Source organism: Erwinia sp. SLM-02 (assembly GCF_037450285.1).
Lineage (GTDB): Bacteria > Pseudomonadota > Gammaproteobacteria > Enterobacterales > Enterobacteriaceae > Erwinia.
Genome location: NZ_JAQISN010000001.1, coordinates 2,021,691 through 2,046,694 on the forward strand (window position 1 = coordinate 2,021,691; position 25,004 = coordinate 2,046,694).

32 protein-coding genes and 1 pseudogene are annotated in these 25,004 nt (G+C 53.7%); 4 read left to right on the plus strand and 29 right to left on the minus strand.

Annotated elements, in window-relative coordinates; all coding sequences use genetic code 11:
- From PGH32_RS09365 to PGH32_RS09425, 13 genes are all read right to left on the minus strand, one after another.
- Complete coding sequence (locus PGH32_RS09365) at positions 1–3,702, minus strand: tape measure protein (RefSeq protein WP_337893844.1); 3,702 nt, start codon at positions 3,700–3,702, stop codon at positions 1–3.
- Between the two features lie 869 nt (positions 3,703–4,571).
- On the minus strand, positions 4,572–4,862 hold the full coding sequence (locus PGH32_RS09370; protein ID WP_314424763.1) for a hypothetical protein: 291 nt from the start codon (positions 4,860–4,862) through the stop codon (positions 4,572–4,574).
- Positions 4,863–4,993: 131 nt separating this feature from the next.
- On the minus strand, positions 4,994–5,695 hold the full coding sequence (locus PGH32_RS09375) for a DUF6246 family protein (RefSeq protein WP_337893845.1): 702 nt from the start codon (positions 5,693–5,695) through the stop codon (positions 4,994–4,996).
- Positions 5,696–5,745: 50 nt separating this feature from the next.
- The gene (locus PGH32_RS09380) at positions 5,746–6,504 is read right to left on the minus strand and encodes an Ig-like domain-containing protein (RefSeq protein ID WP_337893846.1); all 759 of its coding nucleotides are present in this window, start codon (positions 6,502–6,504) and stop codon (positions 5,746–5,748) included.
- A 67-nt stretch (positions 6,505–6,571) separates the two neighbouring features.
- Positions 6,572–6,958, minus strand: coding sequence for a phage tail termination protein (locus PGH32_RS09385; protein ID WP_314424772.1), 387 nt, complete (start codon positions 6,956–6,958; stop codon positions 6,572–6,574).
- Positions 6,955–7,380 carry an HK97 gp10 family phage protein gene (locus PGH32_RS09390; RefSeq protein WP_314424775.1) on the minus strand — a complete coding sequence of 142 codons (426 nt, stop codon included), beginning with the start codon at positions 7,378–7,380 and terminating at the stop codon, positions 6,955–6,957. Before PGH32_RS09390 ends, PGH32_RS09385 begins: the two co-directional genes overlap by 4 nt.
- A gap of 2 nt (positions 7,381–7,382) precedes the next feature.
- Entirely contained in the window at positions 7,383–7,730 is a 348-nt protein-coding gene (locus PGH32_RS09395) for a hypothetical protein (protein WP_337893847.1), read from the minus strand.
- Positions 7,727–7,996, minus strand: coding sequence for a hypothetical protein (locus tag PGH32_RS09400; RefSeq protein ID WP_314424780.1), 270 nt, complete (start codon positions 7,994–7,996; stop codon positions 7,727–7,729). The genes PGH32_RS09395 and PGH32_RS09400 overlap by 4 nt, the downstream gene beginning before the upstream one ends.
- A 1-nt stretch (position 7,997) precedes the next feature.
- Positions 7,998–8,372, minus strand: coding sequence for a DUF7370 family protein (locus PGH32_RS09405; RefSeq protein ID WP_337893848.1), 375 nt, complete (start codon positions 8,370–8,372; stop codon positions 7,998–8,000).
- A 2-nt stretch (positions 8,373–8,374) separates the two neighbouring features.
- Positions 8,375–8,743 carry a hypothetical protein gene (locus tag PGH32_RS09410; protein WP_314424786.1) on the minus strand — a complete coding sequence of 123 codons (369 nt, stop codon included), beginning with the start codon at positions 8,741–8,743 and terminating at the stop codon, positions 8,375–8,377.
- A gap of 9 nt (positions 8,744–8,752) precedes the next feature.
- Positions 8,753–9,832 carry a major capsid protein gene (locus tag PGH32_RS09415; protein WP_337893849.1) on the minus strand — a complete coding sequence of 360 codons (1,080 nt, stop codon included), beginning with the start codon at positions 9,830–9,832 and terminating at the stop codon, positions 8,753–8,755.
- A 9-nt stretch (positions 9,833–9,841) separates the two neighbouring features.
- A complete protein-coding gene (locus PGH32_RS09420; protein ID WP_337893850.1) occupies positions 9,842–10,285 on the minus strand; it encodes a hypothetical protein in 444 nt (147 codons plus the stop codon).
- 3 nt (positions 10,286–10,288) lie between these two features.
- On the minus strand, positions 10,289–11,677 hold the full coding sequence (locus PGH32_RS09425) for a DUF2213 domain-containing protein (protein ID WP_337893851.1): 1,389 nt from the start codon (positions 11,675–11,677) through the stop codon (positions 10,289–10,291).
- A 67-nt stretch (positions 11,678–11,744) separates the two neighbouring features.
- Between PGH32_RS09425 and PGH32_RS09430 the strand changes: the two genes are divergently transcribed.
- Entirely contained in the window at positions 11,745–11,945 is a 201-nt protein-coding gene (locus PGH32_RS09430; RefSeq protein ID WP_337893852.1) for a hypothetical protein, read from the plus strand.
- Here PGH32_RS09430 and PGH32_RS09435 read toward each other — a convergent pair.
- From PGH32_RS09435 to PGH32_RS09450, 4 genes are read right to left on the minus strand one after another with little or no spacing between them, the layout of a single operon-like run.
- The gene (locus PGH32_RS09435; protein WP_337893853.1) at positions 11,942–12,925 is read right to left on the minus strand and encodes a phage head morphogenesis protein; all 984 of its coding nucleotides are present in this window, start codon (positions 12,923–12,925) and stop codon (positions 11,942–11,944) included. The two genes, PGH32_RS09430 and PGH32_RS09435, sit on opposite strands and share 4 nt — an antisense overlap.
- Positions 12,873–14,318 (minus strand): DUF1073 domain-containing protein, encoded by a 1,446-nt coding sequence (locus PGH32_RS09440; protein WP_337893854.1) that lies wholly within the window; start codon positions 14,316–14,318, stop codon positions 12,873–12,875. The genes PGH32_RS09435 and PGH32_RS09440 overlap by 53 nt, the downstream gene beginning before the upstream one ends.
- Positions 14,319–14,327: 9 nt before the next feature.
- Positions 14,328–15,800 carry a terminase gene (locus PGH32_RS09445; RefSeq protein WP_337893855.1) on the minus strand — a complete coding sequence of 491 codons (1,473 nt, stop codon included), beginning with the start codon at positions 15,798–15,800 and terminating at the stop codon, positions 14,328–14,330.
- On the minus strand, positions 15,800–16,402 hold the full coding sequence (locus PGH32_RS09450) for a hypothetical protein (protein ID WP_337893856.1): 603 nt from the start codon (positions 16,400–16,402) through the stop codon (positions 15,800–15,802). Before PGH32_RS09450 ends, PGH32_RS09445 begins: the two co-directional genes overlap by 1 nt.
- 51 nt (positions 16,403–16,453) lie before the next feature.
- On the opposite strand from PGH32_RS09450, the gene PGH32_RS09455 reads away from it, so the two are divergent.
- Positions 16,454–16,657 (plus strand): hypothetical protein, encoded by a 204-nt coding sequence (locus tag PGH32_RS09455; protein ID WP_337893857.1) that lies wholly within the window; start codon positions 16,454–16,456, stop codon positions 16,655–16,657.
- A gap of 177 nt (positions 16,658–16,834) precedes the next feature.
- Here the strand turns inward: PGH32_RS09455 and PGH32_RS09460 are convergent, their stop codons facing one another.
- Complete coding sequence (locus PGH32_RS09460) at positions 16,835–17,080, minus strand: DUF2560 family protein (RefSeq protein WP_337893858.1); 246 nt, start codon at positions 17,078–17,080, stop codon at positions 16,835–16,837.
- Between the two features lie 166 nt (positions 17,081–17,246).
- Here PGH32_RS09460 and PGH32_RS09465 point away from each other — a divergent pair, with 166 nt between their 5' ends.
- A complete protein-coding gene (locus PGH32_RS09465; RefSeq protein ID WP_337893859.1) occupies positions 17,247–17,477 on the plus strand; it encodes a hypothetical protein in 231 nt (76 codons plus the stop codon).
- Between the two features lie 166 nt (positions 17,478–17,643).
- Positions 17,644–17,766, plus strand: coding sequence for a small membrane protein (locus PGH32_RS09470; RefSeq protein WP_337893860.1), 123 nt, complete (start codon positions 17,644–17,646; stop codon positions 17,764–17,766).
- Between the two features lie 81 nt (positions 17,767–17,847).
- Here the strand turns inward: PGH32_RS09470 and PGH32_RS09475 are convergent, their stop codons facing one another.
- The 11 genes and pseudogenes from PGH32_RS09475 to PGH32_RS09525 all read right to left on the minus strand — a co-directional run bounded on the left by PGH32_RS09475 (position 17,848) and on the right by PGH32_RS09525 (position 24,960).
- On the minus strand, positions 17,848–18,390 hold the full coding sequence (locus PGH32_RS09475; protein ID WP_337893861.1) for a hypothetical protein: 543 nt from the start codon (positions 18,388–18,390) through the stop codon (positions 17,848–17,850).
- On the minus strand, positions 18,387–18,926 hold the full coding sequence (locus PGH32_RS09480) for a lysozyme (protein ID WP_337893862.1): 540 nt from the start codon (positions 18,924–18,926) through the stop codon (positions 18,387–18,389). Before PGH32_RS09480 ends, PGH32_RS09475 begins: the two co-directional genes overlap by 4 nt.
- Positions 18,926–19,141 carry a class II holin family protein gene (locus PGH32_RS09485; protein ID WP_337894280.1) on the minus strand — a complete coding sequence of 72 codons (216 nt, stop codon included), beginning with the start codon at positions 19,139–19,141 and terminating at the stop codon, positions 18,926–18,928. The genes PGH32_RS09480 and PGH32_RS09485 overlap by 1 nt, the downstream gene beginning before the upstream one ends.
- Positions 19,142–20,150: 1,009 nt before the next feature.
- Positions 20,151–20,915, minus strand: a complete 765-nt coding sequence (locus PGH32_RS09490; protein WP_337893863.1) for an antitermination protein Q — start codon at positions 20,913–20,915, stop codon at positions 20,151–20,153.
- A gap of 59 nt (positions 20,916–20,974) precedes the next feature.
- Entirely contained in the window at positions 20,975–21,193 is a 219-nt protein-coding gene (locus PGH32_RS09495; protein WP_105595039.1) for a hypothetical protein, read from the minus strand.
- Between the two features lie 3 nt (positions 21,194–21,196).
- Positions 21,197–21,581 (minus strand): annotated as a pseudogene (locus PGH32_RS09500) (RusA family crossover junction endodeoxyribonuclease).
- A complete protein-coding gene (locus tag PGH32_RS09505; protein WP_337893864.1) occupies positions 21,581–22,957 on the minus strand; it encodes a replicative DNA helicase in 1,377 nt (458 codons plus the stop codon). The pseudogene PGH32_RS09500 and the gene PGH32_RS09505 overlap by 1 nt, the downstream one beginning before the upstream one ends.
- Positions 22,954–24,006 carry a replication protein gene (locus PGH32_RS09510; protein ID WP_337893865.1) on the minus strand — a complete coding sequence of 351 codons (1,053 nt, stop codon included), beginning with the start codon at positions 24,004–24,006 and terminating at the stop codon, positions 22,954–22,956. The genes PGH32_RS09505 and PGH32_RS09510 overlap by 4 nt, the downstream gene beginning before the upstream one ends.
- Positions 24,007–24,206: 200 nt before the next feature.
- Complete coding sequence (locus PGH32_RS09515; protein ID WP_337893866.1) at positions 24,207–24,401, minus strand: DUF4222 domain-containing protein; 195 nt, start codon at positions 24,399–24,401, stop codon at positions 24,207–24,209.
- Positions 24,394–24,717, minus strand: a complete 324-nt coding sequence (locus tag PGH32_RS09520; RefSeq protein WP_337893867.1) for a hypothetical protein — start codon at positions 24,715–24,717, stop codon at positions 24,394–24,396. The genes PGH32_RS09515 and PGH32_RS09520 overlap by 8 nt, the downstream gene beginning before the upstream one ends.
- Before the next feature lie 27 nt (positions 24,718–24,744).
- Positions 24,745–24,960, minus strand: coding sequence for a helix-turn-helix domain-containing protein (locus tag PGH32_RS09525; protein ID WP_105595046.1), 216 nt, complete (start codon positions 24,958–24,960; stop codon positions 24,745–24,747).
- Positions 24,961–25,004: the final 44 nt, after the last annotated feature.

Sequence of the window (25,004 nt, forward strand, 5' to 3'; positions counted from 1 at the left end):
TCATCCTCGAGCCCTGCGCGGGGCGTTGTGGTAATTAGAGATGGCCTGGCCTATCTGGCCGCCGTTTGCGATGTCGGTGACAATAGTCTGGATGGTCACGTTGCCATTACCGTCGCTGATGGCCTGGGTATCCACCATCGCACCGCTGGAGTAGTTCTCAATCTGGTTGATGATAGTGATACCCCCGCCACCGGTAATGTCCTTATTACTGAGCACCTTCCCGTTATCGCCGGGGATCATGTACTGGCTGCCGTTGCTGGCCTGGTAGATTTCAGGCATGCCGCCCTCGCCAACCTGGTACATCGAGCCAGCGGAGACCGGACCACCGTTTTTACGCTTACCGGCAATGCCCATCGCGAGCGCGCCGAGAACAGCCCCGACACCGATCGCTGCAGCACCGCCGAACGAGCCGATTGATGCCACGATCGCCGCTGGCGTCCATGCTGCTGTAGTGGTTGCCGCTGCCGTTGTGCTGGCCGCTGTTGACGTAGCGGTTCCGGCGACCGATGCCGCTGTGGTGGCCGCGATTCCTGCCTGCTGCGCTGCGGAACCCATCACCGCCGACTTCACCCACTCTGCACCCATCTGCACGAAAGTATTCACTAGACTGTTGAGAACGGTAGAGCCAAGCGACCGCATCGCTTCATTGGCGCTCATGCTGCCAGTTATCATGCCTGTCAGTGCGTTTGATGCGTTGCCAGCTAGTGCGTCGAATGAAGCCGCCAGCGCCTCGTTTCCGGTGCTCTGGTTACGCCAGATTTCCCACTGCGCGGCTATACGTTGATGCTCGAACTGCGTGTTCAGAGAATTACGCAGCGCCAACCCCTGCTGCTCGGAGATGGTTTTATCCTTCTCGAACTGCTGGATCAGTGCAATTTTACGAGTGTTCTCATTCGCCAGCGCCTGCACCGGATCAACAATCCCGGCCGCTTCCTGCTGTGGCGATACCGCCTGCCCCGCGCGGATCTGCGCGAGTTTGGTCTGATGCTCCTGCTCCAGTTGCTCAGAGGTCGCGTTGTACTGTTCCTGGGTGATTCTCTTCTGCGCCAGCGCCACTTTCAAGTCAGAAACGTCCTGTGCATAGCTGACGTTTTCGGCGTTTTCAGGGATCAGCTTCTGTGCTGCGGCCTGTGCCCGGATAGCGGCAGCACCGTCCCATTTTTTGGCGGCGTACTGCGCGGCAAGTTGCAGGTCTTTCTGGGTAGCCGCAGAGCCAAGGGATTGCTGCGCCGTCAGGATCGCCTGCTCCCGGCTCATTTCGCGGGTGGATTCTGCCGTCAGTTCGGACTGCTGTTTAAGGTTCACCAGTTTCTGGGCAACGGATTCTGCAGCAGATGAGGATTTTTTATCCTGGCTCTGGCTTTCCTGCTGAGCTTTTTTGCGCGCCTCTTCAGCCTTTTGCAGATCGTAATTTTCACCAGCCAACTGACCAGCACCCGTTACTTGATTGCGGTTTTTACTGACTTTCGCCATTTCCATTTCCGCTTTGGTTACGGCGCGAGTTCGCTCGTCTTTGATTTTGAGGAGCTTATTCTGCTCTTCCAAGCTCAAAATCATTTTGTCGCCATCCTCAGTGGCTGGAGAGATCTGCAGAGATTTCGGCTTATAGCTCTGGCCAGCTTGATTGGCGCGGTTAACCTCGTCAGCAGTGGTGCCGAAAGCCCGGGCCACCGCCCCCTGCACACGTTCCAGCGTTGTGCCCTTCTCGATTAGGCCGTCATGCACACCCATTGAGGTGAGCATGTTGTTAGTGAGCAGTCGGTTTGCTTCGGCCTGAGTATGTTCTGTACCCGCCAGCTTTTCACGGGCCTTAGCCAGATCTCGAGTTTTTTTGTAGAGGTTGTCAGTAACTTCAGCCGAATTTCTAAGGTAAGTTTCGAGGTTTCCTAATCTACGAGCGGCCTCTTCAGCTTCGGGGCTGATATTTTTGTAACGCTGCTGAAGATCGGCAACTTCTCCCTCAAGGCTCTTGATCGCATCCTCTTGCGCCCGCATAGACTCGTTAGCATCAGCAATCGTCCCACGCAACTGCGTATTACTCATCGACTTCATTGCATCGTTCAGGCGATCGAGTCCATCAGAAAAGGCAATCGCCTCGCGCTTTGCTTGCTCTGACTTTTGCCAGAAATAGTAAATTGCTGCTCCTGCCAGCATGGCTGCGCCAGCAGGACCACCTATCAAACCAAGAGTTCCACGCAAGATTGCACCTGATGCAGATGCGGCCCTAGACGCAATAGTCGCCGCCTCTTGGGAGGCTATGTAACGTGCGTTTGCTGCTGTCGCTATTCCTGTTGCATCTGCTGCAGCCAAGCGTGCAGCGCTCAGTTGCGCTTCCGCTGCTGAAACTGCAGCAGCTCTAGCTTGGGCAGTTGCTGCTTCAGCAGCAGCCAGCCGAGTATTTAAAGCGACTGAGGCCTGTTGTAGTTGCGCCATGCGAGTAGCCGTAGCTATCCGTCCTTGCTCTGTTATTTGTGCACGCATCCGCTGCGCTTCTAACAATTTCTCTGACTCAATTTGGGCGATATTCACCCTAATTGATGCAGTATGTGCCTCTGCCAGCTTAACTTCAGCTGCAACGGCCCCTTGGGTTGTAATGATCGTTTTAGCTCGACCATCAACGAGCTTAAGCGTTTCTAAGGCCGCAAATTTATTCGCTTCCGCCAGCCTCAGTTTTGCTCCTGCCTCCAGTTCAGCGTCCTTTGCTGCCACCACGGATGCTTTAGATGCCGCAATACTGGCAATGGTATCCTTAACTTTTGCCGTGGTTGCCATGGTTAGCGCGCCAACGTAGCGGCTACCCATAACACCAGCAACCAGGATCAACGCACCACTGAGCGCCTCCAGATTTTCCGACATGGTGATTACTGAATCACGGAATCCAGCTGCGAATGATTTGACGGTTGAGTTTTCGCCAAAGAATTTTGTGATGTTATTTCCAGCGACCTGAAGACCCTTGGAAATGGTAACGGTTGTATTAGCAAATTCTTTGCCGATCGCGTCACCTTGCGACAACAGGCCGTTTACCACCACTTCAGTGGTTAGCTTGCCTTCAGCAGCCATAGCGCGGAGCTGCCCAATAGACACGCCCAAAGAGTCCGCTAGTGCGATTGTCAGTCGGCTACCCTGCTCGGCAACGGAGTTGTATTCCTCACCACGTAATGCGCCAGCAGCCAAACCCTGAGACAGCTGAATAATGGCGTTTTCTGCTTCCTGAGCAGTTGCACCTGATACAGCAAAACCCTGGTTAATTATCGTAGTCAGCTTAACCAGATCTGCAGCACTGGTGTTATACAGGCGCGTTCCGCGTTCCAGGCGTGCGTATAGGGTTGCAGTACCATTCAGAGAGGATTGCGTAGCTTGAGAGATATCGAAGATGCGTTGCATTACTTCGGCCTGCTGCTCGCCCTGCTTAACGGAGTTGGCCACCTTGTTATTTAGGTCGGTCCAGGCGTCGGCATAAGCCCCCACCTGCTGCACGGAGAGCGCTGCAAGCAGGCCACTGGCCACTGCAGTTAATTTGGACATGCTGCGACTGGCAGAGCCTGAGGCACGCTCAGTTCGGTTGATGTTGGCTTCAAGACGGCCCACATTGCCGCCCATGCCATTCAGGGCAGCATCAACATCCCGGCGAGCTTGCAACAACTTAGCGGTATCCATATCGACTTCATAAATGATACTGCCCGCATTCACTGAACCTGCCATTTGCTATTCTCCGGGCATAAAAAAACCCCGCAGAAGCGAGGTTGATTGTTGATATTAAGTAGTTATTTGCAAGCCTCTAAGCCTACATAATACGCTATCGAATTGGGCTGTATGGGCGACATTTTAGGGTCGGGATTGGATAATTTTAGCTCAGTGAGCGTATCTCCCGTCCCTAAATATCTAACCTCAGAGGCTGAACAGTCGAACATTCTTTTCGAATAACTAACACCCGAAGCTCCCTCTCTTTTTGTCACAATTATTTTAAAGTGATTGTCCTCGTACTTATCCAGAATCAAATAAGTTGCCTTGCTATCTGATGGCACATCCATAAATTTTGGTGTAAATTTTTCTTGCGCCATTGCAGGAAAAGTATGCAAGACACTCGCGGCCAAAATTAAAAGTAAAACCCTCTTCACATCCCTATCCCCATTAGTAACAAGTCACCAAATCGTAGCGGGGAACCGGCGCAATGGGAAGCAAGAAACTGAACTGCGAATCAGCGTGAATCTACTGATCATTTGTCAGGATTCTTATTGTTTGCCACAGATGTATATTGTTCTTGGGGATTTCCCATGGGCAAGACTACACAGGCATACAATGAAAAAAATCACAGCAATTCTTTTGGCATCACTGCTTGGAATCATGTCAGCTTCAGCTTTAGCATGCCCTAAAGGCCAGCACCCGCATGGTGGAACTGGCTCTCAGCATAAGGGTGGCTATTGCTCTTAGTATGGGGATCGAACGGGCAAGGATGCCCATTTAGCAAAAAGCCGCCGGGTGGCGGATCTGATATATATTCAGCGGTGTTTTTTCCGCCAGCACAATGGCAGCATAACTACTGCCGAGTACCCAAACAAATCATTAAAATGCTAGCGTATAACAGCTCGCGAACTAATCACTGTTTCACCTGAAACTTCTTCAAGCCCACCATTCACAACACCGTATATTTCTACTCTACCGCCTCTGTTAGTAACCCCACTCAAGGCTGAGCCATTGAGTAAAAGTCTTCCTCCAGACTCAACATAGATTCTTCCAGCAACAATGCCGCTCACCAGTGCTGTGCAACCATAAGAGACTATGAGGTCACCAGATAGTAGACCGGCCATCTCAAGATCAGTTGAAAGCGTCAGGTTTCCGTAGTGTTTATTGGTAATTTTCAAAAAAATCTCCGAAAAAAATCAAAAAACAAAAGAAAATCAACCCACACTTCATAATATATAATTAAATCATATATTAATTATGTTTTTTTTGGGACTTTTTAGGAACCATTGGAGATTAACTGACGTCATCACTATTGGCTAGCATTTTTTTGCACGGCCTTTTCACCTGCTTTCGCTCTCATTTTCGCCCTACGAGCAAAAAATTCATCTGCGGCCAGGTCGTACTCCTCTCGCGTGTACCCCTTCTGATCCGGATACTTGGCGGCCAGCATCAGTGTGAACTCGGTCATAGACAGCTGTTGCGCTTCATCGCGGCTAATACCGAACTGATTGCGGGCAGCGCTGATGTATTCGAAGGCGCGAAACTCCGTGGTGGCCTGGCCGGTTTCATGTCGCTGCAATTGGCGAACCTTGGCTTTACCGATGATGCCGTGGGTAATCAGCCCCTGCGCGACCGCTACCATGTCAAACGGCGTCATGGCACCCGGACGGTACTTGAATGTGCGCCCTACCTTCGCCGGTCGCAGTTCCCCAGTCAGCCGTGACACGTCACGCTCGCAGCAGGCAGCGATAACCGCCATTGCCGCCGATATCGATGCTTTGGCAACCTGCTGCTCATCGATGTAGCTCACCAGCCACTCGGGCACCTTGCCGTAAGCATCGACCGCGCGCTGCAGTAGCGGCGTCACTTCGTCGTTGTGCAGGTCATAGAACGCTTGCACGATTTCGCGTGGTTCCCCGATCCGCGTCATCGCCAGCAACGACGGCCGGAAGAAATATTCCTCGTCGCCGACAGTAATCAGGCATTCGCCGATTTCTTTAACTGGTGTCATAAATCCCCCGTAAGCAAAAGCAAGGGCAGACTCGCTGCCCTTTGGTTTGATTACGCTGCGGTGACCGTCACGGTATGCGTGGCGGTGTACTCACCGTCGACCGATTTAACCGTAATGACCGCAGTACCGGCGGTGGCACCAGACGGCGCTGACACGGTAACCGTGTTGCCAGCGACTGCCGCAGTGGCCCGAGCCGGAACGGAGGATGACACTGTGAACTGCTTATTGTCAGCATCAGCCGGGTTGACCGTTACCGCGAACGTGGTGCTGGCACCAGCAGCGATGTTGCTGGTCGTCGGCAGAACAGTCACGCCGGTGACCGGGATGTCGCTGTCAGCCTCGATGATCTGGAAAGTGGTGCCATCGTTAATCTTCAGCTCAAGGCTGTAGGTCACGATTTCTTTTACACCGCCGCCATCACTGAGACCAGAAACCACCATATAACCGATGTGGTAATAATCACCCCACTGGAAGCGCATCCAGACGGTGGGCTGGCGGCGGGCGCGTACTTCGTCGACCACGTATTTGACGGCCTGCTGAATGCCGAATTCGTCAGTGCGATCGTTAACGCGTACCTCACCCTCAATCGAGTAAGTCGGGTCCAGGCTGACGATCATGCTGGCACTGAAGCCGCCGTTATCAGCATCCGACGTCAGCGCCTCCGGGCTTAAATCCCACGTTGCGGACGTTGGCAGGCCCAGCAGTTTCCAGTCGGCCTCCCCCGGCACCTGGTCCGGGCAGCCGTACGCCAGTTCCAGCGTTTTGGCGCGGCCAATGAGCTGGCCATTGTTTGTGGAGCAGCCTTGCATAGTTGCTTACCTCATTTCAGATAATAAAAAAGGCCGCTCCGGGCGACCTTGTTCGAATTAGTGGTGATCACCCGCCGTACAGGCAGACGAACTGCAGACGCCACACCATACGCCCCTCAGTAGTGAGAACCGGCGATGGTATGCCGCCCATGTTGGATATTTGGCCAATGCAGGGATTGAGCGGGTTCTGCTGCACCCAGTCGACGATTGCCTGCACGTCGCTTTCCGACCGTGAGTAATCGCCCGGCGATGTGCCGGTGATGACGTCGACCATCACGTAATAGTCAGACGCCATATCCCGGTCGATTGACGAGCCTCCGTTCGGGCGGACCACGATGTAACGCGCCTTTTTATCGCCGCTGTCCTGCCAGATAAGCCACTGAACCTCATACCCTGCTGTCAGCCCGGCATTCTCCAGCAAATCACTGACGCGCTGGTAGATGGGCGGATTCACAGGCTCATCTCCTTCACGATGATGTCGTGCACCTTGCTACGCGCATCTTCAGCAGGTTTTTCGAGGAATTTCGGCTCGCCGGTCCGGTCCCAGATATTTCCACGCGATCCTGGCTTCTCGCCTGGCTTTACTGGACGCGGAGTTTTGGTACCGAGATGAATACCTTTCGCCTCATGAACTGCGGCAGCGTAATTAGCGGAGTACCCGATTTTCCCGATGATCCGGGTGCCTTGCGTGGTTACGTCACGAAACTGCGAGTTCAGCAGCATGCTCGTATCGATCGGCACTTTCACCGCAGACTCAATGCCGATGTAATACAGCGCAGAGTAAATTGCGCGCACCGTCCGGCGGCCCTCGAAGCTGTCGATCATGCGGTTGATGTTGTTGCTGACCTGCTTCACGCCCTTCACTTTCACGCCCATGGCTAAACTCCCGTCAGAATTGCCCAGTCATCCGCCGTACGCTCGAAGGTGTCGGCGTACTGAATCGACTGCATCACTTCATCAGCGCCGGCAGCGATAGGGTCACGGTTGTCGGATTCGCCTATCAGGATGAAGTCGCCCGTTTTTGCCTCGGCATACTCGGTCCAGATGGTGTTTTTCACCACCAGTTCGGAGCCGATATTGCCGATGCGCCTGGACAGGCCGCCCTGATAGTCCGCCATGATGACCAGCGGCGCAGACCATCCAAGCGGCTGACCGTGCTTATCTTTACCGATCGGCTTCCAGACCGTGCATGGCGCGGTGTAGCTCCAACAGGCTAAACTGCTCACAGTGGATACTCCAGAAACTGGTCCGGGCAATCACAGTCATCTGTAATCGGCGTGATTTCGTGCCAGTCGATGTGCTTCACATTGATTTTGCGATTGCCACCGATCGGAACGAACCGGCATTCTGGCTTGCCCTGCCATAATTCCAAGTAATCTCCGTACCCATAGCCCCGCTTAATGCGCGCAGAGAATGTCTTTTGCTCACCATTAATCGTGTAGGCCATTTTTACGCACAAACCCTTGATGATCCCGCCGCTAGCGTTTGCCATCTCAACCTCCCACCACATCGAAAAAACCCACACTGCTGCCAACGTCGATCGGCAGACCCGACGTGCAGCCGGTCTTATCGAGCGCAACCAGGGTATTACGCATGTTTTTGATGTCGCCGCTGTAATCGAACGACCGCGACGCGCCGGACGGGGCTGACTGCGACTTGATGCGCTGGCCAAACGCGGTTACCGCCATCAGGGTGACGGCATACACGCGGATCAGTATCAGGTCGCAATCGTCGTAACCAGCGGCCTCCAGGCAGGCGTTGATGCCCTCGAGCTTGCACAGGTAGGCATCAATCATGAAGTCCGGGACGGTATAACCCAGCGCAGATAACTGCTGTTTTACCTGCGCCGCCGTTATCTGCTCTGCCATGGTTATTTCGCCTTCTTGGTTGCTTCCACCAGCGCCGCTTCAGCTGCGTCAGCGCGCTGCTTCTCGGCATCCAGAGCTTCAGCGTGGGCGGTGGCCGTGGATTCAGCGGCATCCTTCAGCCCCTGCACTTCGACCAGCGCCGCTTCGAGCTGCGTTTGCAGGGCAGATGAATCAGCAGAAACCGGAACAGACGGCGTTGCCACCTCAAAGGCCAGCTTTTCGCCTTTCTTCTCGCTGGTTTTTTCCGCCTTGCCCTGCGCAATCCACTTTTCGGCGATCGCATCGTCAACGTCATACACCACGCCAGCCTCCAGTTTCTGGAAGCTGGCACCCGCGAACAGATTCGCAGAGAGAATTTTCACAAGTGCCATGGTGACCTCTTAGTTGGAAGCGTAAATGACGGAGAACTTGCCGTTGATGTCCTGCTTGACCATCAGGCCGGCAGCGCCCCAGGTGCGCCATACGTAATCGCTGTTGTAGAACTGGCGCGGATCGGCAACGGTGCCGAACGCCTGTCCAACGATTGGTGCGATGACGCCCGCCTGCAGCGGTACAATCAGGATCTGGTTGCCGGTGAGTTTGGAGTCTTCTTTTATCGCCGAGATACCCGACAGCTTCAGCAGCTCTTCCAGCACGGTGCGGGTTTTGTTGGTGGTGTCGTAATACTGCTCGAGGTTCGACATCACTTCGGCGGACACGTACCAGGTTTGCTGGCCGTACTGGAAGTTCTGCACCTTCAGCACGTCACGCAGTGCGATGGCGGCTTTGCGCATCGCTTCCGGATCGGTACTGGTGGCAAAGTTGATGGTCAGCGTCACGTGAGCAACGCGCTCATCGCCGCGCACACCCTTCCAGGTGTAGTTGTCGAACTTGATGAAGTTGCCTTCACTATCGCGGAAACCGTCCCAGATGTAGTCAACGTACTGGCGGCGCACATCGTTCACAGAGCCGGACTGAGCATCAGACAGGGAGGAAAGCGCAGATCCTTTGTTAAATACCGGGTCGCGCCAGTTGAACTTAAAGCCGCTGTCGTGAATTGGCACCATGGTGCCGTCGAAGGTGTAGCTCTTAGCATCCAGCGCCGCGCCGATCTGACCTGACATCGAGGTATGTGCCCAGCCACGGCCGCCGGTGCGTGCGTACTCGTACACCGACTCTTCCAGACGGACAGAGCGCGACAGCGGCATCAGGTCGTTCAGCAGCGTGAACTCGGTATTGGGTTCGAACTGCGCCAGCACCGTCTGGTCGTAAGAGCGATACAGGCGGCGGATGTCGTCGACTGCGTTGGTGGCATCAAGCGCTGGCGTATTGGCAGCGTCACCACGAATTCGAGTGCGTGCAATGAAGTCGGCAACGGCCTGCGAACTGGCGTTACGCGCGAACTGAAGTTCCTGGAACTGAGCCGTATTAACCTCGAGGTTATTGGTTTCAGTTGCCCGGCGGGTTGAGAATGCAAACATTGTCGCTCCTTACTTGAACACGACGCGAACCAGATCGCCAGCTACGGCGGTCAGGTCTTTATCTTCTTCGACGTATGCGAACACGGTATCTGGCGTGTCGCCCGTGGTGGTGGCCGGCTTAATGCGCCCGCTGGCGATGGCTACCGGGTCGCCCTTACCGTAAGTGCCGGCTGCAGCACGCAGGTTAAGAAAGACGCCTGGGGTCGGATGGAAGCCAACCACCCAGTCACCGGCGGCGATCGTGTCATCGACCGTTTTACAGCGCAGGTAGTCGTAGTTCGCCACGTAGTGGATGGCGGCGGCCTTGCCATCGGTAGCCGCGGTGAACTTACCGTTTACGAAGGTGCCAACGGTGCCAGGCAGAATATCTGCCGCCGCCGCGCCCTCGCGGTGGAGCTGCGGGTTAGCGAAGATGCCACCCGCGTGAATTACGTGCTTTCCGTCTTTAGCCATGACTTACTCCGGCATTTCGCTGAATGAATTGGTGGCGGACTGCTGGCGGTGCGCGCCGTTCAGGCCGAACGTGGACGAGCATTGCGCATACAGGCCATCGAGTGCAGCACCGTCGAGTGCGTTCACGGCCAGATCGTTGAGGCCAAATTTATCCTTAACTGCAGCGCGCTTTTCGCCCTTTTCTTTGTCGGCGTTAACCGCCAGTCCGCTTTCGATGGTGGTCAGTTTGTCTGCAAACGGCTTGAACCATGCCGGCGCTTCGGCGTTATTGTTCGCCCGCTCGCGTTCTTCCTTCTCAGCCTTTTCGCGGGCGGCCTTTTGTTCAGGGGTTTCGGATTTGTCAGCGGCCTTTTCGGCTTGCAACTGGTTGTATGCGTCCATCAGCTCAGCGTCGGATTTGCCTTCAGTCGGCTTACCAGCGGCTTGTAGCGCGTTTACGATCAGGTCTTTCATCGGATTCTCTTCTCCGTTGGTTTTAACTTCGTACTCAGTGGGTTTGCGCACGACTTCTACAGGCTCACCGACGAAAACAGCCTTGCCGTCATCGCCGATCAGATACTTTTGTTTGAAATAGCGGGCTGCATCGCGATAGATGAAGTTGTCGGGCCATACGCTTTCAGGCCACAGCCAATTTTCGTCGGAGCGGCCTTCCCGCAGCTTGTCGCTGATAGCTCGCTGGATATCGTCGAATGAAAAATTAGAGGCGTTGGTGAAGAAGAACTTCGTTTTGTTCAGCAGACCTTCGCGGGTGCAGTTAGCGGAATCAGCCAGGCGCACAACCTCGATTTCTTGTTCCTCGCCATCGGCATTCACGAAAATGCCGACGCCCTCTTCCGGCGTGCCGGCACCCGGTTCATCCAGCAGCACGGCCACGTGGTCGAACACCATGTTGGTGGCGATTTCGTTGTACTTTTTGCCTTTGGACTCACCGTTCGCGGCGATGCCGGAATAGAGAAGCCCGGTTGAGATGTGGATCGGCTCGACGTTGGTACCGGCAGCCATCTCATCAAGACGGTTCACCAGGCGCTTACCCTTCTCGCTGCCCTCGGCGTACTGGCGATCGACGTACATGTCGCCCGACACCTTCCCGTCGTTGTGGGTCACATTCTGGAACCAGGCCCCAACGTGGTAGTTATTCACCGCCCGGACATCGCGCGCCGAAACGTGCTTGCCGTCCACTTTCGGGTGGCCGAACGGCATCGGGTTGCGCTCGAGCGTGTTGTAGGCTTTTGCTATTTCGGCTGCCGGGTACAACTTCCGGTTCATCACGATATCGTCGACAACGGGCGTGATGCCGCGAACCACGATATGTGGCTTGCCGTCGATAGTTTCGGTGGTGATGTTTGAAGCGGAGTTGACGACGGTCAGCACGTTAACGCGGTTGCGTTTCATGCGCTATCCTCATAGGTCGGTCACATAGATACGTTATTTATCTGCGTTGCTAATTACTGGAGTTGAAATGGCTAAATATATTGTTACTTACAGCATTAACGACGATGAAAACCTTTATAACGTTGAGGTCTTGAGTGATAAGACCCTCGGTGAATACGATGATGAAGTCCAGGAGGCTATAAGGCGGGATTCCGCTCCTCACATGACCCATCAAGGGGGTGTAATAAAATTCTATATCCGCGTGATCAGCATTAATCCTGTGGACTAATTAGTTATCCATTGCTGGCGTTCTTCCGCCAGCTTTACCATCAGGCCTTTATTTACCACCTTACCATCGTCATCCACGACGCAAGGAATCTGGCTGCAATAGCATCGATAACGGTTGCCGTCGATGCTGTACCACTCTCGCACGGCTTCAGTGGTTCTGGTCTTACCATGCCAAAAAGCATGCGTGGTGCGAGTGGTTGGTTTCAGCGCTGAAAGGTGCAGCAGCATGGTATTCAGCCCGAGCCGATCCCTTGCCCAGTCCGTTTCAAGCCACTGAGCCTCGCGCAATGCGCCAACCTGCTCGGTTTGCGCGATGTTCTTCGCACTGGACATAGAGACATTGAGGCGCTTACTGATGATGCCAGCCGTTTCCCGCGGATTGATGCCTCGCCCAATCGAATTGGAGATTACGTTTGCGAGGTCTGAGCGGGCTGCATCGCTGATGCCTTTCCATTCGCTGTAGGTCGCCACGTACGCAGCAGCGATCTGGTTCTGTAAGGCCGGACTGCTCAGCAACTGGGCCAGCGAGGTTTGCTGGGCGTACACCTGCGACTGGGCCGAAAGGTTGGTAAACGCCTGCAGCGTGCCGCGCTCATACTCAGCGCCAACGTAGCCTAGCGACCAGAGATTCTGGCTGCCGCCCTCCAGCAGCGCGTCATCCAATATGGTCTGGACAATCTGCAGCAGGTCGGCCAGCTGCGCCGCGCTCATATCGTAGATGAACGTACCGGCGTTAACCTGGTAGAGCGTATCCGGTCCTTCGGCATTGTTGCAGGCCATGAAGCCCTGCTGGATATTAACCGCACTTGCCACACCCGTCAGGCGTTCATCAAACAACGCCTTGAGTCTTCGCTTGATGGTCAGATAACGCTCGTCGATATCACGGAACATTCGGCCAACCTGTCGGGCTGACTGCGTGGGGTCGGTTTTAATGCGCGGTACGATTGGCGTCCCGATCCGGGTTATCGCTGTCGTCGTCATCTGTCAGCGGATCCTTATCGGGTTTAGCGTTGGGGTTGGGCGGTTCAGGTTCTTTCAGCGGCTCCAGCTCGCCTACAGCGCGCACCTCGTTAGCCTCAATGGCCGGGGTGCCGTAAGCCTGCTGCGTTTTCTGTGCCACGTCGGCCATCGCCTGCATATTGGCGATCTTCTCTTTCTCGCTCGGGGCAAGTAAGTCGGACCAGGCCAGTGTGACTTCGCCGGAGACGGGCCGGTCAATAGCCCCCATTGTCCAGAAACGCTCGATTACGGCTGTGATCACCGCGGACATAAATCCCCAGCGGCGACCATTACAGCGCTTCGCCCAGTCCGTCTTGTCCTCGTTGGATGCCAGCCGGCCGGTCTGCTGGCCGAACTGAATGGTAAACGGGCACTGGATTGAGGCGGCGAACTCGTTGGCGGTCACCGTCCACGTTGGTTCCGGATCGGCGGCAGCGACCGACAGCACCGATGGTGCGCCGGCCTGCATGACCAGTGCCGCATCAGTACCGCGGTTCATTCTGCCAACTTTATCGTTCAGAGCATCACCAAGATCTTTAAATCCGGCCTCTTTCGCCTGATTCGATAGTGTCGCTATATCGGTATCTTTATCGAACGCGATACCCAGCTGGCGGCTGGCATTCTTCAGGAACCCTTCCGCGCTGCCACCGGATACCTTCTCCAGATCGAGCAGCTTGTTATATCCGGCGCGCAGTAGCGGCACGCCGGAAAGCATGTTCTCGTCTTCTGAACCTTCACAAAGGATGATGATGCGATCTGGGTGAACAGTGACGCCGCGCACCGGCCCATAGGTGCCATCGTCACCCACCGGCTGCTCGTTGAAGTTAAAGCTCACTGGCTGCCCGTAGTTCTCCGACATCGTGTCGGTTTCGAAGTTACCCGGTTTGACCTGCGACTCCCACGCGGGTATCAGCTTCACAATGGCCTTTTCTTTCAGCCTGCCAACCGCCACCCGGTCAACCGGCTGATGCCACTCACGACTGTCTTTGAACTGGATCAACAGCGCAGAGTACTGGCCAATCAGGTTGCGCCGGTCAGCATCCTTGATTTTCGGCCAGTGCTTTTTCAGCAGCTTGGTTACCTGTTTTTCCCATGGAGTGGTATTGGTCGCTTCCTTCGCCTCGTCACCATCGATGATCGTTGGGTTATCCACCCAGCAGCTGTCCAGCAGCTTATGCACCGCAGCGTGTGCCACGGCGTTGCGTTCATAGGCCCGGTAATACTGCTCGAAACCGACCTGATCCGGATAACCGAACTCGTCCCACAGCTTTGTGCGTTTCGTGTTGCCGTTTACCCCGGCATACATCGATCGCAGGCGGCCGACGGTAGCAGCCAGCGCATTAACGAGAAAATTTTCTCGAGGTTGTAGATTCACTGGTGCTCCTTAAAAGAAGATAGCGCCGACTTTTTTATGGTTGTTCTTCGCTACGGCAAAGTAGCGGAACCCGTCGGCACCGTGAGATGTTGCGTCGTGAAGAGGCTTGTCTTTCCAGCACCCGCGCTTGTCGTCCCACTCTTTGCGGTAGCCCTCCAGGTGGGTAATGCCCTCACTGCATTTTTCCTCGTCAAAGACGCACTTCGGTAGCAGCTCGCGCACCGACTCAATGCCTGTGTCGACGCCCGTTTTCGGTACCACCTTGAAGGTCATGGAATATTTCTGGCCGTCGATTTCATACCCCTCCCGCGCCAGTTCCTTACGGGACTTGGCATCAGAGCCGAACTCGCGGTTTTCGATATCGTGCGGTCCCCAGTGCTCGCCGTACTCATAGCCCCGGTCCTTCAGCACCTTCATATAGTGCCGCAGGCCTTCACCGGAGTTTTCGTAGTAGTCGATTACGTGAAACTCTTCGCCGACCTCCCGCACGAACCAGATGGCCGTGGAGTCGCCCACGCCGATATCCCAGAACGTGTGTACCGGAAGATGCGAGTTATCAGGTAACGCGCCGATCCGTTTGTTGGTGTAGAGCCAGCGGAACTGTTTCGCGTAGTAAGCGCCCTCGACCGACTGCTGGAACGCCTCAGCCGGGATGGTCGGGTACTCGCGCTTCATGTCGTCGCCGAGCGTCTTCTCTTTGGCGAAGTACCAGGCCTTCTGACGCTCGTTCAGCACGACGCCGTGCTTTGCCTCCATTTCGGCAAAGTAATCAACCAGGCGCTGCGGGAGTGGCTCTACCGGGTCGATTGCGTACTGCGGATTCTTCCACCAGGAGAAGAAGAAAAACTTCCAGTCCAGCGGCGACAGTTGCTTACCCTGCAGTTGGGCTTTCTCAGCGATCTGGCAATAGTCGAAGAAGTAACCTGCCCGCCCCTCTGCCGTGCTTTCGATCGTGGCAAAGCATCCCGTCGATACAGCCTCAAACGCACCTGTGACGATTTCCCGGGCTTTCTCCGGGTACTTGGCGCATATCTTGCCGAACTCGGAAACGTGCAGGTAACGCAGCGTACCGCCGCGAAATGAGGTGCTGACGTAGAGTGAACCGCCCTTCTTGAAAACCAGCTCGCCGGCGGAATCATTGCTGGCCGGGTTGGCCGCTTTAATCTCGTCGGGCAGGTTGTCGTAGGCGAATTTCACCTTCTCGCGGAACAGGCGCTTGACGTCGTTCAGCGTGTGGGCGATCAGCGCGCACTTGGCAGACTCGAACAGCGCGGCATCCAGCTGGATAATGCACACCTCGGTGGTAAATCCGAGTTGGCGCGCCTTCAGAATGATGTTGCGGGTATGGATGCCCTCAAAGTACTCGCGCTGCTCAGGCGTCATCCTGAACCGCGTGGGCTTACCCTCTTTATCGGTGATCCAGTACAGGTTGTTAAGCCGCCAGTCCTTATCGGCCAGCAGCTTCAGGTGCTCAGGTTTCATCACGCCCCCTGAGACAAGGTATCCATGAGGTCAGAAAGTTTCTTAATGGAGTTGTCGCCTTCCGGCCCATCGATGTCGTAGGCCTGACGCTCCAGACTAATCAGATTCTTCAGCGCGTCGCTCAGCGCCTTCACCGATTTCACGCGTTCCGGCATGCTGATGATCGACTGGTAAATTTCGTTCAGGCGGTCGCGGCCGTTGTCGTCAGGCTCATACATAAGCCCACCTAGTTTACGCAGCGCACCGACGTCTGCGCACTCAGCGCCCAGCTCGTCGAATAGCGCATTGGTTATCTCACGCGCCCGGCGGATATCGCCACGATGCTCCATACGGACGGTGGCGATGACCTCTGCTGTGGCCTCAATCAGTACGCGCTCCGACAGTGCGCTTTCGGTGCGTACCTGCTTGCGTACCTCCTGTTTGCGCACCAGATCATCAGCACGTTCTTTAATCTTCGCCGACAGGTCACGGGACCAGTCATCGCGCTTGGCTCGCTTGCGGATAGCTCCTTCACTGATGCCGTGCTGTGCTGCTATCTCGCGGAGGGACATCAAGCCAGCCCGGTAAGCCGATTCGATAGCCTCCCAGTCAGGTGATGCCATGGTGTATCCTTTATTCTTATTTCGATCACAACCCAAACAGGAGCTTTTGAGGTGAGATACCGTGATTACGATATAGAACTCACACGCGATGGCGAAAAAATCAGCGCATTTGCGACCAGCACCGTTGGAAGCCACAACCAGCCCTTCCATCCAATGAAACCGGAGGACTTAATCGAATCCATCACCAACTGTCTCCACCTTAATGCAGAAGAAGAAAACGCTCTACGCGAGGTCATTAAAGGTCGTTTCAGTTAATGCTTGTCGCTTTCATCTACCATCTCGCCGCTAACCGACCATGAGTGGACGCCCCTGCGTGGAGTCAGGAGTAACACGGTATTGGCGTTTTTGATTCTCTCTGTGCGCTAACTGTCAGGAGTCACAGATCGATGCTGACACAGAAAGACGGCGACGGCCTGCGCCCGGCCGGAGGGGTTATTCGGTTGCAGCAGTAACCTCGTTCAGTACGGAGATGGCTTCCACCGATTCCTGCACCGCTTTGGTTGCGCGTGCAACGATATCAGTTTCGCTGTATACGCGACTGTACTGCTGGATGAACAGGCGATGCTTGAACGGGTCGTTCTGGACAAAAGACACAGCCACCTTCGTTGCTGCGGTGTCATAGCCCAGAGTAGCCAGTAGCTCCAGTTGGTTGCTTTGCTCGGTAGTGATTTCTGGCATGATAATCCTCTTTAGTGGTTAAAAAAACGTTGTTCACGCCGTTGATTAGCGTCAAGAGTTGAAGTGAAAAAGGTGATAATCATCAAGATTTCGAAAAAAAGCTTAACTCATCGGACCTTTGAGACTATTCTTAATGAAGTCAAGTCAAAAAAGTCAAGGAATTACCATGTCAATTATTAATTTATTTTGTAGATCTTGCGGACATGATAGATTCCATATTGTAGCTATCGCAGATAGAGGGGACCAAATTGCTCAGATGCAATGCAACCGTTGTAATTGTGCAGTGGATATCAATGACGTTGTATCTTATAAAGAAAACTATGTTATCGCTCAACCCGACACTGACGATGAACGCAAAATAAACTATCAGCGCTACACAATACTACCCGGCGCGTGAGTAAACGTTAGCCTTTATCTCTGCACAACAATTAAATTAAATTTATAAATTGATGCCTAATGTAAATTCCAGTACATAGGCTTTAATTATCCGCGCCACTAAAGTAGATTAAAAAAGCAACAGCAGAATCAATCCCTATATTTCATAGTGACTTTAGAGGTGTCGTATGAAAGAGTGGCTACTACTTACAATTGCACTTTTATTATTATTAATTTCCATATACAGCTTAATAGCTTATGTTCGTGAACGTAAGTCAAACAAATTCCCGTCCAAGCGAAAAAATCGATAACCTATTTATTTAGCGAATTTAAGTCGCAAATTTAGCTTTTATCGAATTATCCAAAGTAGTAATAATTGTAAGGCCTTTCATTTAGGGCGTGACTACAGCCCTACTTTTCTCAATTTCACGGATGCCAGCAAACTGACTGTTAGCCTGATCAATCGCCGTTAGAAGCGGATCAATCCACAGAACTGCCTGGCAATAAGTTAACGTTCGGGTGGTAGTGGTACCAGAACCGGCGTCGTCAGTGAGGATGGGAGTGGTGTACATAGCGCCGGAACGTAAGCGGTGCGTGTAGTCGAGCAGCCGCTCAGAAATAGAAGCAGGCACAATGAGATCACAGGTCGGCTCAGTTTTGAGGATTGTCCGGTATTCAATCTGTTTCTCCTGGGCTGAAGCCATGATTTGTGTGTCGTACTGCTGTACAGCTGCAGCGATCTGGTTGTAACGATTAAACTGCAGGGACTGCGTGGCAATGACACTGCTCTGCCGCTCGTTATCCGTCTTCAGTTGCTGGTTAGCAGTCTGCTGATCGCTGTATTCACCGTGGTAGTAGACCGCAGCGCCGCCCAACCCAATCAGCATAAGCAGGAACACCGCGACCAGAACCAGAGTTAATTTGGTGTCTTTCATTGGTCCAGCCCCCAGCACGCAAGCGCAGATTCCTGATCCCGACGCTCAACCTGACCGTAGCAGCCAGTTGCCTGCCCTTTCGTTAAACGGCAGTCGCGCCCCCTATCGTGCACCCACCAACGAATCGCTTCGCATGCGCCTTTACGGTCACCAGCATTCAGTCGTTTGTAGAACGTAGAAGGGAGGCAATTACCGGGTCCAATGTTGTACGGGCAGAATGACGCGATACCTGCTTTCTGCGGCTCAGTCAGTGGCACTTTGATGTTGCTCTTCACCCAGGCAAGCGCCTTACGTTCCTCAATCGCATTTACCTCTGCACACTTCTCAGCGGTCAGGCGCATGCCCTTCACCACCGCTTTACCATCAATACGGGTCACACCACGGCAGATAGTCCAGATTCCTGAGCTGTCGAGATAGGCCACCAGTCGATTACCTTCTTTCTCATTAAGGAAAGCCTCCAGAATGGCAGAGGCTGATGCGCCAGCCAGAATCAGGCCAACCACTGCGGCGCTGAGCTTTGACTTCAGATTAGCCATCAATCACCCCGTGCTATTTTTCGGCGGTCCTCTTTCACCTTGAAATACAGGTTTGCCAGAAACGTCAGGAAGCCAAAGACCAGGCTCCCGATAACACCGATAGCAGCCCACTGTGACGGGCTGACTTTGTCGAGTAATTGCAGGCTCCAGTAACCGGCATTGCCGATTGAAGCGCCGTAAGCAACGCCTGTTGTAAGTTTGTCCATGCGATACATACTCTCACCCCCGGCATTGCCGTGGCGCTGTTCAATTAGAAGGATGAATAATGAATGAAATAAAGTGAAAAACTTTACGATTTGGCAAAGCTGTTCTAAAATTAAATCTCCAATTAATGAATATTCCATAAACCAAATTAAAAATAATAAATCTAATTAAAGTTATTATTAATGATTCATAGAAATCAATTAAGGAGAATTTTAAAAAATGAACTTACAACAATACATCGACATCCACTTTTCTGGTAACCAGGCAGAATTCGCTCGATTTGTTGGAGTACGACCCCAACAAGTTACACAATGGATTAATAGAGGCTTCATTATGTTTGGTGGCAAACTATATAGCCCGCGAAGAACTATTAAGCCATTACCATAAAAATTTTGAAGTCTCGCATATCGCGCTAATCACTGCGAATGGAACAAATCATAGCTTGCAAGATGCAAGAAAGGCCCACATGAGTGAGCCTTGATTTAGTTGCTGAAAACTGTGACATCATTAAGTTTCGGTGCCGGGTGCCTCCCGGTAAATCAGAAAAGACAGAACCTGATTCGCTTCCTGGCAACAGGATATGTGGACCTGCCTTAGCCCCTCCGCTTAGGGGGATTCACCGTAACTTGCGCGATTCTAAACAAGATAAAATCAGAGTCAAAGCCGAGCTCTGTTCTGAGTATGAATCCCGTATAGATTCAGATTAATCAGAGATGAATCGCCATTCCGGTAGGAGCGACTCAACATTTAGAACTAAAAAAAGGCCCTGCTTTAGCAGAGCCTAAGATTTGGTGCGCCTGTATATCATCATTGATTAAATGTCACTCCTTCGGACGGAAGGCGCATAGAGTTGTCATCAATTTGAAGATAGTAGATTGACAGAAAAAAGCCAATAAAAAAGCCCCGCATTTGCGGAGCCTCTAAATTTGTTAAGTGCCTGCGGGCATTGAAATCCCACGATGGGACATATAGTTAGTCAACTTCGGACAAAATGCAATACATTTCGACGCTAAATTATGATTATCGCGTCACTTTTTTGAATTCTTGCTCTGCCTGATTCTCTTCCGCCTCGCACTTGTTGATCAGGCTTTCATAAAATGGCTTCCAGTTGCGCCGCCAACTGCGTTCGTTAAGCTCCGGCACCAACGCCCGGATCGCTTTAAACGCTACCGTGGACGGCTGCCGCTTAAAACCCAGCCCATCACAGCGCTCGCAATCCTTTTCCACCGGAACGCCGAGCAGTTTCGACCGCTTCAGATCCCGGACCTTGCCGGACCCGCCGCAACGGCAGCGCGCTGACAATTTTCCCTTTCCGTGACATGTCACACACTGATTTTCCACCAGTTGCAACTGATAAGTTGGGGGCGTTTTTTCTCCGCATCCCGGATGCGTCATCACCCGCGCAATAGTGTTGGTAACGCCCCTGCCTTTGCAGTCCGGGCATTCGACGTTATCAGCCGCAGAACGCGCATAATCGTCGTAGGCGAATTTAGCCAGAACAGCAAGGCACTGACTCACTTTTCCAGCGGCGGACTTTCTGAGAAGCGCTGGTGCGGTTTTGCGGGCATAAGCCAGCAGGTGCTGCACTGCCTTATCCCGATCCTGCTGACTGATACCTGCTTTTCCCAGATACGCACTCATGCCGAAAGCAGCTTTAGCCTGGCACATGCCGATCGCGGCCATGACGTGTGTGCCGTCGATATTCTCCGAGCTGGTAGCGCCGGGGCTGTCGGTGATCATCATCGTTTTCGGGCTGAAATGTTTAAGTGCGGCTTCGATTCTCACGTGTATCCCCTCTGGTCTGTTCTTGTCATCCGATACTGCAGTTGGCCAGCGGCCGGGTTCTAAACGTCCACCAGCACTTTCAGCGCACGCGAGCAGCGCGGCTTACTGTAGAGCGCGCCCTTTTTCACCAGCGCTTTAATGTGCGCTTCAGCGGCGTTAGCGGACTTCCAGCCAAAGTGAGTGGCTATCTCCACACGTGTTGGCGCGCAGCCATTCTCAGCAGCGTACTGCCGGATAAAGCGGCACATGTTTTTCTGGATCTCGGTCAGTCCTTTCACGTTTTATTCTCCTGACTGGTGCGCCGACGGCGCGATGCTGGCGATCCGGATACTGCCGGTTTCGCCCCATATTTTTGATACGCGGAAATCCCACACGCTGCTGTCATCGGCAAACAAGGCATCCATCAGCGCTTTCATCAGGTTGTCCACGTCCGGTTTTTGCTAATGCGGCTGACCAATACTGGCGCTGCGCTTTTTCTTGCTCCAGCTGGCTGGCTGGCATTGGCAGCACGAAAGTAACGTGGCAGCCGCTGACCGGCAGCTGCAGGCGCTTTAATCGCACCTCGTCGCAGTAAGCGCGGTACCGGAGAACCACCGGGCGTTTAGCCCAACGGTCTCTCTGCGTCATGCGGGGTTTCGGCAACGGACAGATGTCATAGACCTGCATCAGAACTCCCTCTGTCGCTGTCCGGCTGAAGCCTTCTCGGTGCAGATGCGCCGCGCCTCATCCTGGTTGGTGTCGTGGAAATGGCCGTTGCGGAACTCCTGGTACACGGTCCCCAGTTCGCCGAAACGGTTCTTCGTTACGATGATTTCGGCGAAGCGCGCCGCCAGGCTGTTCTCGTTGTAGACGGCATCGCGGTACAGCATGATGATGCTGTCTGCATCCTGCTCAATGCTGCCGCCGTCGCGCAGATCCGCATTTACCGGACGTTTGTTCAGGCGTTTCTCAACGTCGCGTGACAGCTGGCTGAGCGACAGAACCGGCGTTTTCAGTTCCTTAGCCATGTTCTTCAGGCCACCGGAGATAACAGCGATCGCCAGGTCGTTACGTTCTGCTCGAGGCTTTTTAATCAGGCCCAGATAATCGACAAGGATCAGCGACAGGCCGGGGAACTTGCGTTTATGCCGCTCAGCGATGGCGCGGATCTGCTCGATGGTCAGGTTTGCCGCGTCGACGAGCCAGACATCAAGGCCAGTCAGGCGCTGAATTCCCATTGAAACCCGGCCCCAGTCCTCATCGTGCATACGGGATGGCTTGCGCAGGCTGGATACCGGCATGTTCGACGCGCCGGCAATCTGGCGCTCAATCACTTGCTGATTGCTCATTTCCATGGTGAAAATCAGCACACCGCGGCGGACCTTGTGATCCCCCATCACCCGCTCACTCGAGGCAACGCCCTCAGCAACCTTCAGTGCAAACTCGGTTTTACCCATACCCGGGCGGGCGGCCACAACAACGAAATCTTCATCGTTCATGCCGCCAGTAATTTCGTCCAGCTCGCAGATCCCGGTCTTCAACGTGTCCGACTCTTCACCGTTGGTTACCCGCCGCTCCAGCACATCAACGTAAGCACCCATCAGTTCATCGATGTGAACCGGCACGACCTCATCAGAGGGGCGACCAACGGCCATGACCTGACTGGTAAACGCCCGAATTTTCTCCAGTGCCTGATCGTGGTTGTTCGCCAGGGTTATGCTGTCGTAATTGGCCTCCATCAGCGCGACAAAACTGCGGATCATGAATTTTTCACCAAGGCTTTTGGCATAGCCTTTCAGATTTGCCGAACTCGGCACGACCTTCGCCGTTTCCATCACGTCGGCGAATACGCCGGGACCGTCACCCATTGCATCCGCAACCAGCAGCGCGTCGATCATCTTGCGCTGAATGGCCTGGCGCTTAATTTCTCCGTATAGCTTGAAGTAAAACAGATTGGTGAACGCTGCAGGGTCCAGTGTGTTCAGAACATCGCTGGCGTCAGGTGTCAGACCGGCATTCAGCAGTGCGCCGATAACGCTGGCTTCGAGATACAGGTCGCTCATAGCGCACGCTCCCGCACTTTGCGAAGCGTGTCGGGCTTCATCAGGAAATCGAAGTTGGCACGCCAGCCAGACGGATTCTCGCCGAAGTAATGCGGCCTTGCTTCAGTCACAAACGCCTTGAAATAAGCCCGAACCGCATCGATATTTTTGTGGGTCATGTGAGTGACTAGATCACGGATCGCTTTCTCACGGTCATCGTCCAGCTCAGCCAGAGGCAGACGGTCACCGGCAATCTCGTTATAGGCATCAACCACGGCGCCGCAGTCGATCTCAACGTAGCTGGAAGCCCAGGCCGCAGCGTCAGCAAGGTAACCGTCGAAACGGCTTACCCGGCAGATGTTCGCCGGCTTAGCGACCGTGCCATTGCGGCGCTTCCAGGTCAGCACCACCCAGTGCACCACCAGCTTCAGGTCATCGACGGTGTAGGCATCACGGGCCGAACGTGGCGTAAGCAGAACGGCAAAGGCTTCTGCAGAGCGGCAGGTGGTTCCTGTGAGCTCGTTGTAATACTCCAGGACCTGTTTTGCCTGTGAAACTACCTCCTCCGAAAATTCCCCCTTGGGGGTTAGGGGGGTATTTTTATTGTCTTTGGTAAGACTGTTTAGGGTGTCGGGTGTTTTCGCCCAACCAGAAACCTTTTTTCGCCCAACATTTTGGGTGGAAATGCCCAATGTTTTGGGCGTTTTAGTTAGCTGCCATTGGTCAAGATTCACATTCACACTGACGATCTTGAAACCGCCTGATTTTTTGAGATTGATGATTCGACGTTCAGCAAGCACGTCGAGCGCATCAGCAACGTCTGAATCATCGAGATCTGTCAGCTCAGCGATAAACGTGTTTGTCACCCTGTCTTCGGATTTATTCCAACCATACGTGCAGTGGATTACCGCATCAAAAACCTGATGCTGCCGACCAGCCAGTTTGAGCTTTGGCTTTAGTTTTCCAATGCTGGTAGCAATGCGCATGTATCCGTCATCAAGATTGGCCACGGATCGCTCCTCACCCGCTTCTCGGGGGCGGAATTTGAATATTTTTGCAGAGTTACTCATCCCCTTCCCTCGCGCGCTTATTCTGCTCGAGAAGCTGGCGCAACATGTGCGCCGCGTCAGGGGTAAACTCCCGGGCTAACTGCTCCCGGGACATGTCTTTATGTACAGTGTTTTCTGGTTGCATCTTCCGGCGTTTCTGTCGCATAATTGACCTCGCTTGACCAAAGCAATGCAGTACCCGGCTGTTCAGTCCTACCTGTTCAGCCTTCGCCTTTCCCTTCAAACTTCCTGAAATACTTCTCGAAATACCATTTCGGCACAAAGCATGGGTGCGGATAATTCGGCCGCATAAAAATGATCCTGCGTTCCTGGCGGTCGTAACCTGTGACGCGAACAATAACGCCGCGCCGATCGCGGTATTGCTGATCGGTTTCAATGAAACGTTCGTCATCCACCAATGCCCCCCACCGGTTCGCGGATGTGCTCCAGCAGCGAAAGCAGCTTTCTGGCCTCTTCCCCAGTAAGAACAACGTTCTGCTCACACCCTGGCGCCGCGATGCAGCCAGCAGGCAGTCCCAGCTGCAAAATCAGCTTGCAGGCCAGGCCAACCAGCCCAACCTTTTTGCGGCTTAGTCCCGAAGGATGAATCCCCATATCCAGCGCCAGAGGTTTGTTACCGCGAGCGATAGCTTCCCTGTGAAAATAACTCTCCAGCGCTTCTGCTTTGCAGGTGATATTTACTGAATTGCTGGTTGTTGCTACTGATTCCATTGATAATTTCCGTTTTCAAAATAGTGTTTAGGCAGCATTACCTTGCTTGACTCCATGCTGGAGCCAGGCTGGGTCACACTGCAGTGCATGGGCAATCTCAATCAAAAACCGCGGGCGCTTCGTCAAACCAGCTTCGATCTGTTGGATGGACTGCTGTTTAACTCCAGCCTTACTGGCTAATTCAGCCTGTGTCAGGTTGAGCTCCGCCCGTTTTTGTTTGAGGCGGTCCGAGATAGTTTGCATAAAGCCTCCTTTGACAAACTTTCTTGTATATTAATTACAATATA

Bases quoted from the DNA above. Each gene is read 5' to 3' on its own strand.
- PGH32_RS09425 (WP_337893851.1), bottom strand. From the start codon at position 11,677: ATGAAACGCAACCGCGTTAACGTGCTGACCGTCGTCAACTCCGCTTCA.
- PGH32_RS09390 (WP_314424775.1), bottom strand. From the start codon at position 7,380: ATGGGCGTGAAAGTGAAGGGCGTGAAGCAGGTCAGCAACAACATCAAC.
- PGH32_RS09480 (WP_337893862.1), bottom strand. From the start codon at position 18,926: ATGGCTAATCTGAAGTCAAAGCTCAGCGCCGCAGTGGTTGGCCTGATT.
- PGH32_RS09410 (WP_314424786.1), bottom strand. From the start codon at position 8,743: ATGGCACTTGTGAAAATTCTCTCTGCGAATCTGTTCGCGGGTGCCAGC.
- PGH32_RS09445 (WP_337893855.1), bottom strand. From the start codon at position 15,800: ATGAAACCTGAGCACCTGAAGCTGCTGGCCGATAAGGACTGGCGGCTT.
- PGH32_RS09430 (WP_337893852.1), top strand. From the start codon at position 11,745: ATGGCTAAATATATTGTTACTTACAGCATTAACGACGATGAAAACCTT.
- PGH32_RS09470 (WP_337893860.1), top strand. From the start codon at position 17,644: ATGAAAGAGTGGCTACTACTTACAATTGCACTTTTATTATTATTAATT.
- PGH32_RS09405 (WP_337893848.1), bottom strand. From the start codon at position 8,372: ATGGCAGAGCAGATAACGGCGGCGCAGGTAAAACAGCAGTTATCTGCG.
- PGH32_RS09375 (WP_337893845.1), bottom strand. From the start codon at position 5,695: ATGACACCAGTTAAAGAAATCGGCGAATGCCTGATTACTGTCGGCGAC.
- PGH32_RS09450 (WP_337893856.1), bottom strand. From the start codon at position 16,402: ATGGCATCACCTGACTGGGAGGCTATCGAATCGGCTTACCGGGCTGGC.
- PGH32_RS09520 (WP_337893867.1), bottom strand. From the start codon at position 24,717: ATGGAATCAGTAGCAACAACCAGCAATTCAGTAAATATCACCTGCAAA.
- PGH32_RS09460 (WP_337893858.1), bottom strand. From the start codon at position 17,080: ATGCCAGAAATCACTACCGAGCAAAGCAACCAACTGGAGCTACTGGCT.
- PGH32_RS09415 (WP_337893849.1), bottom strand. From the start codon at position 9,832: ATGTTTGCATTCTCAACCCGCCGGGCAACTGAAACCAATAACCTCGAG.
- PGH32_RS09510 (WP_337893865.1), bottom strand. From the start codon at position 24,006: ATGAGTAACTCTGCAAAAATATTCAAATTCCGCCCCCGAGAAGCGGGT.
- PGH32_RS09465 (WP_337893859.1), top strand. From the start codon at position 17,247: ATGTCAATTATTAATTTATTTTGTAGATCTTGCGGACATGATAGATTC.
- PGH32_RS09525 (WP_105595046.1), bottom strand. From the start codon at position 24,960: ATGCAAACTATCTCGGACCGCCTCAAACAAAAACGGGCGGAGCTCAAC.
- PGH32_RS09435 (WP_337893853.1), bottom strand. From the start codon at position 12,925: ATGACGACGACAGCGATAACCCGGATCGGGACGCCAATCGTACCGCGC.
- PGH32_RS09485 (WP_337894280.1), bottom strand. From the start codon at position 19,141: ATGTATCGCATGGACAAACTTACAACAGGCGTTGCTTACGGCGCTTCA.
- PGH32_RS09400 (WP_314424780.1), bottom strand. From the start codon at position 7,996: ATGGCAAACGCTAGCGGCGGGATCATCAAGGGTTTGTGCGTAAAAATG.
- PGH32_RS09475 (WP_337893861.1), bottom strand. From the start codon at position 18,390: ATGAAAGACACCAAATTAACTCTGGTTCTGGTCGCGGTGTTCCTGCTT.
- PGH32_RS09505 (WP_337893864.1), bottom strand. From the start codon at position 22,957: ATGAGCGACCTGTATCTCGAAGCCAGCGTTATCGGCGCACTGCTGAAT.
- PGH32_RS09365 (WP_337893844.1), bottom strand. From the start codon at position 3,702: ATGGCAGGTTCAGTGAATGCGGGCAGTATCATTTATGAAGTCGATATG.
- PGH32_RS09420 (WP_337893850.1), bottom strand. From the start codon at position 10,285: ATGGCTAAAGACGGAAAGCACGTAATTCACGCGGGTGGCATCTTCGCT.
- PGH32_RS09380 (WP_337893846.1), bottom strand. From the start codon at position 6,504: ATGCAAGGCTGCTCCACAAACAATGGCCAGCTCATTGGCCGCGCCAAA.